This window comes from Streptomyces sp. NH27 (assembly GCF_056859195.1).
In genome coordinates, this window is sequence record NZ_JACEGK010000252.1 from 1 (window position 1) to 10,940 (window position 10,940).

Here is a 10,940-nt window from a genome sequence, read left to right on the forward strand (position 1 = left end):
GCCCTGCTTGCGGTCGTGCGGGGGGGGATGGTGAGGTCGTCCCACGGGGACGGGGTGGTGGTGGACATGGGGCTCGGCTTTCGGTGCGTGGGTCGTCCGATACCGGGCACCTTCGGGAGAAGCACAGGTTTGGTCAGGCCGCGATCCCCAGGTATGGGAGAGGCCGCGCGCGTGGATACTGGCCCCATGCGCATCGACTTCGACCCTGTCCAGCAGGACCGCAACGCGTTCTACAAGCTTCTGACCTCGGTGGTCGTGCCCCGGCCGATCGCCTGGGTGTCGACGACCGACCGAGACGGCTTTTGTGACAACCTCGCACCGCACAGCTTCTTCACGGTGTCGTGTGTGAGCCCGCCGATCGTGCAGTTCACGTCGGTGGGGCGGAAGGACTCGGTGCGGAACGTGGAGGAGACCGGGCAGTTCGTGGTGAACCTGGCGCCGGAGCACCTGTTCGAGCAGATCAACGCGACGGCGACGGACTTTCCGCACGGGGTGAGCGAGTTCGACGAGGTGGGGATCGCCCGGGAGCCCAGTGCGCGGGTGAAGCCGCCGCGGGTGGCGGCGTCTCCGGTGGCGCTGGAGTGCGAGCTGCACAGCACGCTCCGGCTGGGTGACTCGACCGTGGTGTTCGGGCGCGTGGTGTACGCGGTGGTGTCGGAGGCCGTGATGGCGGAAGACGGGCTGCCGGACATCGGTGCGCTGCGGCCGTTGACGCGGCTGGGGAGGGACGAGTGGGGCGCGCTCGGCGACGTGCTGGAGATCAAGCGGATCCCGTTGGCGGAGTGGCCGAACCCGCTGGGCCGGTGACGTCGGAGCGCACGGCGGGCAAGGTGGCTTCGGCGTGAGTCTTCCCTCGTAGCGTAGAGACCGTGACTGCAGGGGAAGTTGGGAGTCACGGCGGAGAAGAGGCGGAAGTTCGACGCGGAGTTCCGTGAGGGGGCTGTGCGGATCGTGACCGAGACCGGGAAGCCGGTCGGGCAGGTCGCGAAGGATTTGGGGATCAACGAGACGACGCTGGCGAGCTGGGTCTCGCGGGCCCGCAGGGTCGGCGGGGCCGGGGCCGGCCAGGCGGTGGAGAGCGAGGAACTGGTCCGGTTGCGGCGGGAGAACGCCCAGCTGCGGAAGGACAACAAGGAGCTGGTCATGGAGCGTGATGGCCTCAAACGCTGCATGGTCATCTGGGTGAAGTAGCTGCGGCGGACCCGACGGCTGTCGTCGGGGTGATCAGCGACCAGAAGACCGAGTGCAACATTCCGTATCGCGTCTCGTGCCGTGCTCTGGGGGTGTCGGAGGCGTGGTTCTACAAGTGGCACCGGCGCCCTGACCGGCCGACGAAACGCGAGGTGAGACTGGCCGAGCTGGCGGAGAGGATCCGGTATTTCTTCGACCGGTCGGGCAGGACGTACGGCTCGCCGAGGATCACGCTGGATCTGTGGGAGGAGGGCTGGCAGGTGTCGCGGAACACCGTCGCCGACATCATGGCCGAGCTCGGCCTCCAGGGCCGCAGGCCGCCGCGTCGACGCAAGTCGCTGACGCGGCAGGGCAAACGGAAAGCCTCTCCTGACCTGGTGCGACGCGGGTTCGACGCCATCGCTCCGGACGTGCTGTGGTGGGGCGACATGACCGAGATCGACACCGGCGAGGGCAAGCTCTACCTTGCCTCCGTCCACGACGCGTTCTCCCGCCGGGCACTCGGTTACGCCATGGGTTCCCGGCACGACACCTCCCTGGTCAGCGCCGCACTGCAGATGGCGATCGCCACCCGGAGTGGCGAGGTGGACGGCGTGATCTTTCATTCGGACCGCGGCTCGGAATACACCAGTGCGGCGTTCCAGCAGCTCTGCGGCCGGTGGGGCGTGGTGCAGTCGATGGGGCGCGTGGGGTCGGCGCAGGACAACGCCGCCGCGGAGTCGTTCCACTCTGTGCTGAAGGTCGAGTACGTCCACCGGCACCGCTTCGACACCCGGGCCGAGGCCAGGATCAAGACCGCGACCTGGATCACCGACTTCTACAACACGAGGAGGCGCCACAGCGCCGCCGGCGGGCAGCCGCCCGTCACGTTCGAGAACACCATCCAAGAAGCACGCAACCACACCCACCATCAGGGCCAAGTTGCATAACAAGGTCTCTACGAAATCAGGGGATTGACAACCTTCTACCTGTTCGAGACGCCGATCCAGGACGCCTGCAAGGCTGCCGGACTGGTCCGCCCGGGCGGTCGCGCCGGCACCGGACGCGGCACCGTCTCGGCCCACCGGTTCCGGCACACCGTCGGCACCCAGCTCGCTGAGCGCGGCGCGAAGCTCCACACCATCATGAAGGTGCTCGGCCACACCTCCGTCAGCATGGCCCTGGTCTATGCGCAGATCAGTGACCAGGAAGTACTGCGCGACTACAAGGCCGTGCTCGGCCCCGGCGCCACGATCGCCGGGCCGGCCGCCGACGAACTGCGCAACGGCTCACTGCCGGACACCGCGGTCGACTGGCTCACGACGAACTTCTTCAAGACCGAACTCGAACTCGGCCGCTGCCTCCGTCTCCCCGCCGAAGGCCCCTGTGAATGCGACCTCTACTTGACCTGCGCGAAGTTCGTCACCACGCCCGAGTACGCACCACGTCTGCGGGCCCGACGCGAAGTCGAGCAGACTCTCGCTTTCGACGCCGCCCAACGCGGCTGGGAGCGCGAGGTCGAACGACACCGCTGCACCAGCGACCGCATCGAAAAGCTCCTCGCGGACCTCGGGCAACCCGCCCATCCGGAAGAGGAAGCTGGGAACACCAGCTCGTGACTGCTACCTGGGGGCTATCGGACCGGTCCTCGCTCATCGACAAGAACCGTGGGCGGAGAGAAGAACACGTCAGCTTCCACCGGGCCGTAAGCGATGTTGAAGGTGTCGAGCCAGTACGACCATCCCCGCACTCCCGCCGCGCTGCTGAAACGGTAGTTGAGCTGCCAGCGGACCCACTGTCCGGGAACAAGCCGTACAGCCGGGGGCCGTCGTGGCCGAGGAGGTATGGCAAAGAGGGGCTGGACCCGGGGCAGGACTCGCAACCGACCCTTGTCTTCGCGGAGCTGGACGTCGACCTTGCGCAGGTCTTCCTGGCCGTCGAAGGGGTCGAAGCCGTCGCTCTCATGCATGCGGACCACGTGCGCGACCGCGGGCGTCATAGGCGGGACACGAAAGCCGACCGGGACGGCGTTCCTGCGAGCCGCGGCCTCTCCTCCACGAGACTGCTTCGTCCAGGACGTCCGTATCCATTGAACGGTGACCTCCACAACGCTTCCCCCTGCCACCTCGTCGAAAGCCTCACCTTATGTCCGCGCGGCCTGACAACACCTCGGAGGAAGATCAACTTGAACTGTCCACATAAAGAGCTTCCCTGTCTTCGCGCTCGCCCACCTGCTGGGCTTCGACCTGATGCCCAGGATCAGGAACTGGAAGGAACTGACCTTCTACCGGCCCTCCAAGCAGACGGAGTACGTGCACATCGACGCCCTGTTCGGGGAGCCGGGCAAGAACATCATCGACTGTGACCTGATCGAGTCCCAGTTCCGGCACCTGATGCGCGTGGCCGTCTCGGTACGCGAGGGGGCGATCTCCTCCTCCACGCTCCTCAAGCGCGTGCGGTCGGGGTCGAGGAAGAACGCCACCTACGCCGCCTTCCGCGAGGTCGGCCGTGTGATCCGCACCGTGCAGCTGCTGCGCTACCTCTCGGACGCGCCGCTGCGTCGGCGGGTCACAGCGGCCACGAACAAGGTGGAGTCGTTCAACCGGTTCTCGCAGTGGATCGGCTTCGGCAACCGCGGCGTCATCGCCGACAACGACCCGATCGAGCAGGAGAAGGCGATGAAGTTCAACGCTCTGCTCACGAACGCGGTGATCTTCCATAACGCCCTGGACATCGCGGAGATCGTGCGGCAACTGCTGGACGAAGGGTGGGAGATCGACCCGGAGGACCTGGCCCACATCTCGCCGTACCTGACCGAGCACATCAACCGGTTCGGCGAGTACTCCACGCACGAACTCGGCATCCAGCCCGACGCGTACGAGACGAAACTCGACGTCGACTTCACCCCGCTGCGCGACCAGGACCTCACCGCCTCCGGCCTCGGCCAGGCCGCCTGAACTCAGTTGGGCGCGGTGCCAACGAGCGCGTGTTCTGCGGCAGGACCCTCGGAGCTGCGGGGTGTCTGGCTGCGGTAGGAATGGCCGCGTTCCGGGCCGAGTCCAAAGTAGTGGCGGAAGTTGTAGATGAGGGGGCTCCAAGCGGCGGGGTCGATGTGGTCGGTGCCGGGAACGACGATGCGGGAGTCGGCGTGGACCTTGTGCACGACCGCCTCGACGATGACGAATCCTCCGGAGACGTCCGGCTGCACCCGCTCCGCGCGGGCCTCCAGCTGGATCGGACATTCGGCGACGCGAGGCGGCCGGACCAGGTGGGACGGTTTGCCGGTCAGGCCGGCTGCGGCGAACTTGTCCGGCTCGAAGCGGCAGCCCTTGGCCTTGGTCGAGGGCACTGGATTCCGGCCGGTCAGTGGCGCCAGTCTCTCTACCTCCGGCCACTGAGCGGGGGCCGGCAGGCTGATCACCAGGTCGGGTCGGCTGCAGAGGTTGTGCGCGGTCTGCCCGTCGCGGCCCAGTCCGATCACGACCGTCTGTCCGAGTGCCCATGCGGAGGATATCGGGGCAAGGTTGAACGAGCCGTCCTGATTCTCTGTCGAGAGGAGTACCACTGGCGTCCCGAAGTACAAGATGCTCGGCTCGATCTCCAGGTGAGTGACGACAGTCCCTGTGGGCAGGGTGCTGGGAGGTGTTGTGTGCATGGTGGACAGCCTAAGATCGGGTCGTTTCGGCAGGGGCCGAAGTGTCACGGGTGACAATGGACCGTATGGACATGCGGCGCGCACACGAGACCGGCCCTGATCTGGCCTCCGTGGCCAGGCTGCTGGCCGATGGCACACGGGCAGCCTTCTGTCTGGCCCTGCTTGACGGCCGGGCATGGACGGCAACGGAACTGGCGCGCCATGCGGGGGTGGCGCCCTCGACCGCGACCGAGCACTTGCACGCGCTCGTGCGCGGAAACCTGCTTGCCGAGGCACGGCAGGGACGCCACCGCTACGTGCGTCTGGCCAGTCCGCACGTAGCCGAGCTGATCGAGAGCCTCGCTGCGATGGCACCCGACCACGCCCCGGCACCCCGTTCCCTGTCGGCGGCTGGCCGCCGACAGGCCCTTGCCCACGCCCGCACCTGCTACGACCACCTTGCCGGGACCGTCGGGGTCGCAATCACCGATGCCATGACCGAGGGACGGCTACTGGACCTCGAGCGCGGACTCAGGCTCACCAGCGCCGGGGCGACCTGGCTCGAAGAGCTCAGCATCACCGTCCCGGCAGGCACGCGCCGACCGTCAGTGCGGTCGTGCCTGGACTGGACCGAACGCCGCCCACACCTGGCCGGCGCTGTCGGTGCCGCCCTGTGCCGCCACGCGTTCGACGCAGGCTGGATCACTCCCATCGGCACCTCGCGCGCCGTGGCCGTCACAGCCGTCGGCCGACAGGCACTCCGCCGCCATCTCGGCTTGTCCGATGATCTCCTTTCGCAGAAATGACCATCTGTGAGAGTTGGGGGCCGAGTAGGAACGGAGCAGGAAACCGGTGTTGCTGTCAGAGGTTTTGACGGGCCGTGATCCGGCTGCCGGGCCCTGGGCCCGGGGATAGTTGTTTCATAGGTGGTCGCTCGTGAAACACCCGATCGTTCGGCGGCCCACCTGCGGCGATCACGTTTCATGAGTTGTTGCAAGCGGCTGGACTTCTGAAACACTCACATGAAACAGTCTGGGCTCGTGAGCGACGACTTTAAGTGCGTGGAATCGCACGACTGCCCGATGTCCGCCTGCGCGGCCCCTGCGGGCTCCCCGTGCCGGACCGGCAAGGGCAAGGTGGCATTCCAGTACCACACCGCCCGCTTCCGCCTCGTGCCCCAATTCGCCAAGGCCCTCAGCGTGCCGACCCCCGCCGTACGCAAGCCGGGTTCGGCATGGACGGAGCTGCCCCGGCCAGTGAGCGCCGGCGCCGAACCGGTCGGGCACGTCCGCCTCGGCTACGCCCGCGCCTCGACCGCCCGGCAGTCCCTCGACGCACAACTCGACTCCCTCGCCGAGGCCGGGGTGACCCGGGTCTTTTCGGAGAAGATCTCCACTCGCGCCACCCGGCGCCCGGAGCTGGAGGGCGCCGTGAAGATCGCCGGGGAGATCCGCTCTTCCGGCGTCGCCGTGACCCTCGTCGTCCACGAGCACAAGCGGCTCGGCCGCGGCATCGAACTCGCCATGCTCGCCGAGGAACTGAAGGCGAGCGACGTCGGCCTGGAGTTCCTCACCGGCGAGCTGAAGGGCTCGCACGACCCGTCCGGCATTGTGTTCACCGTGCTCGCCGCGATGTCCGGGATGGAGCGCGAGTACATCCGCGACCGCACCCTCGAAGGCCACGAGTCCGCCCGGAAGCGCGGCAAGACCATCGGCGGCGCCGGGGTCACTGACGAGTCCATGCTGTCCATGGCCCTGCACCTGCGCGACATCGCGAAGCGGCTCGTTATCACCACCGGAGCGAAGAAGGGGCAGCACCCCTCCCCGGCGACCGTGATGAGGATGCTGCGAGAGCACGACGAACACGCCGCAGCGATCACGGCACCGCAGTAGGCCCGTCAGTCGTTCAAGATCATCCCGTTGCCCCTTTGACCCGTATCTCGGCCAGACCCCAAGACGACGGTCGCGAGGCCGTACGCAAGCGTGAACACCAGCACGGCGGTGGTGCCCGAGGTCTGGGGCGGCCAGCCCCTGGTCAGCAGCCGCTGCGGCTGCCACGCGACGGCCAGCGCGATCCCGACCGCCAGCACCGCGACCAGCACCCCGAACCGTGCCCAGGGCAACATCATCAGTCGCGACCAGCGCACGACGGCCCGCGCCGCAGCTCTCCGCACACCCCGCACGTCAGGGACGTCACGGACGTCACGGACACCTCGTCCGGACGGCGCGGGCGTGAAGTCAGCCTCGGCTTCTGCCATTTGCCGAGCCTAACCGAGGCGCTCGGTCCGGTGCCGCATCGCATCGACGGGTGGGGTGGCGAGACGGATCAGTGCATCGTGGTCCGCGGTACGGGGTGGGGCCTGGTAGATCACCAGCCGCTGGCCCGTACTGCGGGCGATATCGAAGGCTTCATACGTCAGGACCATCCTTCCGACTTCCGGGTGTCGGTAGGTCTTGCTCCCGTTGGTGCGGGTGCGTACGTCATAGCGTTGCCAGAGATCTGCGAACTCTGTGCTCGACTGCCCGAGTTCCACGAGGAGTTCGTGCAGTTCCGGGGCGTCCGGGTGGACGGTGTTGACGCTGCGCAGATGCGCGACATTCCCGCGGGCCACGTTGTCCCAATCTGCGTACAGGGACCGGGCGGCAGGGTGCAGGAAGGTGTACCGGGCCGTGTTGCGGCGTTCCTCGGGCCAGTCCGTGATGCCGGGAAACAGGCGCAGCGCCGGGGCGTTGGCCGCCAGCAGGTCACTCGCGCGGCTCAGCACGCAGGCGGGATAGGGAAGCACCATTTCCAGGATGCGATCCACCTCGGGCCGGACTACGCGCGGGGCACGGCCGGGTGGCTCCTGCCCTGGCGGCGGGGCGGCGTCCTGGGCCAACTCCGCCAGGTGGCGATGCTCGTCGTCGGTCAGTTTCAGTACGGTGGCGATCGCCTCCAGGACCTGCGTGCTGGGTCTGTGTTGCTTGCCCTGCTCCAGCCGGCGGTAGTACTCGACGCTGACACCCGCCAGGATCGCGACCTCCTCCCGGCGCAGGCCGGGGGTGCGGCGGTGCCCCGCTGAAGGGGGCAGGCCGACCTGCTGCGGTGTGATCCGGCTACGCCTGCTCCGCAGGAACTCTCCCAACTGGGTCACGCTCTGCACGCGTCGCAGTATGCCCGAGCGGGTCCCTGTGTGGGGGACCCTGCCAGGGCCCCCCACATAGGGGCCTCCAACTGCACGTGCGAGCTTGCAGACTGAGTCGTCCCGGCCGGACACGCGCATGCGGAAGTGGGATGACAGAGTGAAGGTTGCAGTGCAGACGTCCAAGTCCCCGGAGACAAGGGGCGGGCGGAAGAGACTCGTCCTGGCTGTGTGCTGCACGAGCGTGTTTCTCGGCAGCCTCAGCAACACCGTGCTCAATGTGGCGTTGCCGTCCATGCAGCGGGATCTGCACAGTTCCCTCTCGGGACTGCAGTGGACCATCGACGCCTACCTGATCGTGCTTGCCGCGCTGTCGATGCTGGCCGGATCGGTCGGGGACCGATTGGGGCGCCGCCGGGTCTTCCAGGCCGGATTGGCGCTGTTCACGTTCGGCTCCCTTCTGTGCGGGCTGGCCCCCGGGCTCGACTGGCTGGTCGGCTGCCGGGTCGTGATGGCCGTGGGAGCTTCCATGCTCAACCCGGTGGCCATGTCGCTGATCACCAACACGTTCACCGAACCGCGCGAGCGTGCCCGAGCGATCGGCGTCTGGGGCGCGGTGATGGGGGTGGCCATGGCGGTGGGCCCGCTGGTGGGCGGAGTGCTGGTGCAGGTGGCCGGATGGCGCTCGATCTTCTGGCTCAATCTGCCGATCGGCGTCCTGGCCCTGATCTGCACCCGCTTCCTCCCGGAGTCCCGTGCCCCGCACGCGCGCGGGGTCGACCCGATGGGACAGTTCCTGGTCATCGTGCTGCTGGGGTCCCTGACCTACGCCGTCATCGAGGGACCGAGTACCGGCTGGACCGCGCCCTTCACGTTCGGCTGCCTCCTGGCCGCGCCGGTCACGCTGCTCGCCCTGCTCCGGTACGAGCGGCGGCGCACCGAACCGCTGGTGGACATGGACGTCTTCCGTAACGCCGCCTTCAGCGGCGCCGGGGCCATGGCCGTCTGCTCCTTCTTCGTGCTCGGCGGCTTCCTCTTCCTCAACACCCTCTATCTGCAGAACGATCGCAGGCTGGGAGCGCTGTCCGCCGGGCTCTACCTGCTCCCCATGGCAGTCATGAACATCGCGACCTCCCAGCTCTCCGGCCGCCTGACCGCGAATCGCGGTCCTCGCCTGCCGCTGCTGCTCGCCGGCGCCGCCACCACGCTTGGCGGGGCACTCTTCGCAGTCACGGACGCGGAGACCAGCAACGCCCTGCTCTTCCCCGCCTACTGCCTGATCGGTGCCGGAGTCGGCCTCGCCAACACTCCGATCACCAACGCCGCGATGGCCGGCATCCCGAGAGAACGAGCCGGGGTCGCCGCCGCGGTCATCTCCACCAGCCGCCAGTTCGGTCAGGCCCTGGGAGTCGCCGTACTCGGAGCGGTCCTCACGACCGGCCTGCATCGCCCCGGCGCCGGGTACGAGCAGGCCGTTCGTCCCGCATACTGGATCATGACCGGCTGTGGAGCGGCCATCGTGCTGCTCACGCTGCTCACTACCGCCCCCGGCCTCCAGGCGACCCGCGCCGTCCCCACGTCCGGGCAGCGCCTGGCCGAGGCCGGCCAGGGCAGCGCGGAAGGTGTGAACCGCATCGCCCCGCCGCAGCGACGCTGAAGGTGGATCTCAACCAGGCGCTCGAGTCCGCGATATGGGCGAGCCAAGCGACATCCTGTAACGACCTGCGCTGGTCCACTCCCTATTACCCCAGGTCGTCACCCCCCCAGGTCGTGAGGGCTCAAGCCGGCTCCTCCACCTCCTGCCGCAGCCGCGGCCCCCCTTCCGCGATCACCTCGGACGCCGTGACCTGGGCCCGGCGGTCGAGCAGTCCCGCCGTCACGGCGATGCCGAGCCCGGCCACGGCCAGGACGGCACCGACCAGGGCGGGCGAAGTCCAGCCCCAGCCCGCCGAGATGGCGGCGCCACCGAGCCAGGCGCCGCCGGCGTTGGCGAGGTTGAAGGCGGAGTGGTTGGAGGCGGAGGCGATGGTCGGGGCGTGCCGGGCCTTGTTCATGACCAGCATCTGGAGCGGCGTGGTGGTCATGAAGCCGACCGCGCCGAGGACGACCACGGCGATCGGCGCGGCGACCTTGGAGTGCGCCGCGAAGTGGAAGCCGACCAGGACCACGGCGAGCGCGGCCAGCGAGCCGTAGAGGGTGGGGCGCAGCGCGCGGTCGGTGAGCGGTCCGGCGGCGAGGGCGCCGAGCGTCATGCCGATGCCGAACAGCGCGAGCAGGAGGGTGACGGACGAGTCGGCGTACCCGGTGACCTCGGTCATCATCGAGGCGAGGTAACTGTAGACGGCGAACACCCCGGCGAACCCGAACACCGCGGTGAGCAGGCCGAGTACGACCTGCGGCTCGCGCAGCGCCCGGATCTCCTGGCCCACGCCGACGTGCTCCTCGGCGGGCAGCCGCGGGATCAGCAGCGCGAGCGAGGCGAGCCCGACGACGCCGATCGCGGAGACCACGACGAACGTCGCGCGCCAGCCGAGATGTTGGCCGAGCGCGGTCGCGGCGGGCACGCCGACGATGTTGGCGACGGTCAGCCCGAGGAACATCGCGGCCACCGCCCGCGCCCGGCGCTCCTCGGCGACCAGCCGCGAGGCGACGACCGCGCCGACTCCGAAGAACGCGCCGTGCGGCAGCCCGGCGAGGAACCGGCCCGCGAGCAGCGTCCAGTAGCCCGGTGCGACGGCGGAGGCGAGGTTGCCGACGGTGAACAGCCCCATCAGCAGGAGCAGCATGCGCTTGCGGGGGATGCGGGAGCCGAGCGCGGTGAGCAGCGGGGCGCCGACGACGACGCCGAGTGCGTAGGCGGAGACGAGGTAGCCGGCGGTGGGCACGGAGGTACCGAGGTCGCCCGCGACGTTGGGCAGCAGGCCCATCATCACGAACTCGGTGGTGCCGATGCCGAAGGCACTCACCGCGAGGGCGAGGATGGCCAGGGGCATGGAAGGGGTCCCTGTCTCTTAT

General features: G+C 68.5%; 13 protein-coding genes. 8 read left to right on the top strand and 5 right to left on the bottom strand.

Translation table 11 applies throughout. The features are described 5' to 3' along the window. Positions 1-186 precede the first annotated feature (186 nt). From AC13HU_RS20805 to AC13HU_RS20820, 4 genes are all read left to right on the top strand, one after another. Positions 187-807, top strand: a complete 621-nt coding sequence (locus AC13HU_RS20805) for a flavin reductase family protein (RefSeq protein ID WP_483043420.1) — start codon at positions 187-189, stop codon at positions 805-807. A gap of 78 nt (positions 808-885) precedes the next feature. Further along, positions 886-1,191 carry a transposase gene (locus tag AC13HU_RS20810; RefSeq protein ID WP_483043421.1) on the top strand — a complete coding sequence of 102 codons (306 nt, stop codon included), beginning with the start codon at positions 886-888 and terminating at the stop codon, positions 1,189-1,191. 29 nt (positions 1,192-1,220) lie between these two features. After that, complete coding sequence (locus AC13HU_RS20815; RefSeq protein WP_483043422.1) at positions 1,221-2,120, top strand: IS3 family transposase; 900 nt, start codon at positions 1,221-1,223, stop codon at positions 2,118-2,120. 24 nt (positions 2,121-2,144) lie between these two features. Next, entirely contained in the window at positions 2,145-2,789 is a 645-nt protein-coding gene (locus tag AC13HU_RS20820; RefSeq protein WP_483043423.1) for a tyrosine-type recombinase/integrase, read from the top strand. A 14-nt stretch (positions 2,790-2,803) separates the two neighbouring features. Here the strand turns inward: AC13HU_RS20820 and AC13HU_RS20825 are convergent, their stop codons facing one another. After that, positions 2,804-3,277, bottom strand: coding sequence for a hypothetical protein (locus tag AC13HU_RS20825; protein WP_483043424.1), 474 nt, complete (start codon positions 3,275-3,277; stop codon positions 2,804-2,806). A 91-nt stretch (positions 3,278-3,368) separates the two neighbouring features. On the opposite strand from AC13HU_RS20825, the gene AC13HU_RS20830 reads away from it, so the two are divergent. Further along, positions 3,369-4,127, top strand: coding sequence for a Tn3 family transposase (locus AC13HU_RS20830; protein WP_483043432.1), 759 nt, complete (start codon positions 3,369-3,371; stop codon positions 4,125-4,127). A 2-nt stretch (positions 4,128-4,129) separates the two neighbouring features. Here AC13HU_RS20830 and AC13HU_RS20835 read toward each other — a convergent pair whose 3' ends face one another. Then, on the bottom strand, positions 4,130-4,825 hold the full coding sequence (locus AC13HU_RS20835) for a flavin reductase family protein (RefSeq protein WP_483043425.1): 696 nt from the start codon (positions 4,823-4,825) through the stop codon (positions 4,130-4,132). A 56-nt stretch (positions 4,826-4,881) separates the two neighbouring features. Here AC13HU_RS20835 and AC13HU_RS20840 point away from each other — a divergent pair, with 56 nt between their 5' ends. Together AC13HU_RS20840 and AC13HU_RS20845 are read left to right on the top strand one after the other, a co-directional pair. Continuing rightward, positions 4,882-5,610 carry an ArsR/SmtB family transcription factor gene (locus AC13HU_RS20840; RefSeq protein WP_483043426.1) on the top strand — a complete coding sequence of 243 codons (729 nt, stop codon included), beginning with the start codon at positions 4,882-4,884 and terminating at the stop codon, positions 5,608-5,610. A 234-nt stretch (positions 5,611-5,844) separates the two neighbouring features. Next, entirely contained in the window at positions 5,845-6,696 is an 852-nt protein-coding gene (locus AC13HU_RS20845; protein WP_483043427.1) for a recombinase family protein, read from the top strand. 5 nt (positions 6,697-6,701) lie between these two features. On the opposite strand, the gene AC13HU_RS20850 is transcribed toward AC13HU_RS20845, so the two are convergent. Beyond that, a complete protein-coding gene (locus AC13HU_RS20850; RefSeq protein ID WP_483043428.1) occupies positions 6,702-7,061 on the bottom strand; it encodes a hypothetical protein in 360 nt (119 codons plus the stop codon). 9 nt (positions 7,062-7,070) lie between these two features. Further along, entirely contained in the window at positions 7,071-7,946 is an 876-nt protein-coding gene (locus AC13HU_RS20855) for a helix-turn-helix transcriptional regulator (protein ID WP_483043429.1), read from the bottom strand. A gap of 118 nt (positions 7,947-8,064) precedes the next feature. On the opposite strand from AC13HU_RS20855, the gene AC13HU_RS20860 reads away from it, so the two are divergent. Next, positions 8,065-9,582, top strand: a complete 1,518-nt coding sequence (locus AC13HU_RS20860; RefSeq protein ID WP_483043430.1) for an MFS transporter — start codon at positions 8,065-8,067, stop codon at positions 9,580-9,582. Positions 9,583-9,703: 121 nt separating this feature from the next. Here AC13HU_RS20860 and AC13HU_RS20865 read toward each other — a convergent pair whose 3' ends face one another. Beyond that, complete coding sequence (locus AC13HU_RS20865; protein ID WP_483043431.1) at positions 9,704-10,918, bottom strand: MFS transporter; 1,215 nt, start codon at positions 10,916-10,918, stop codon at positions 9,704-9,706. Positions 10,919-10,940: the final 22 nt, after the last annotated feature.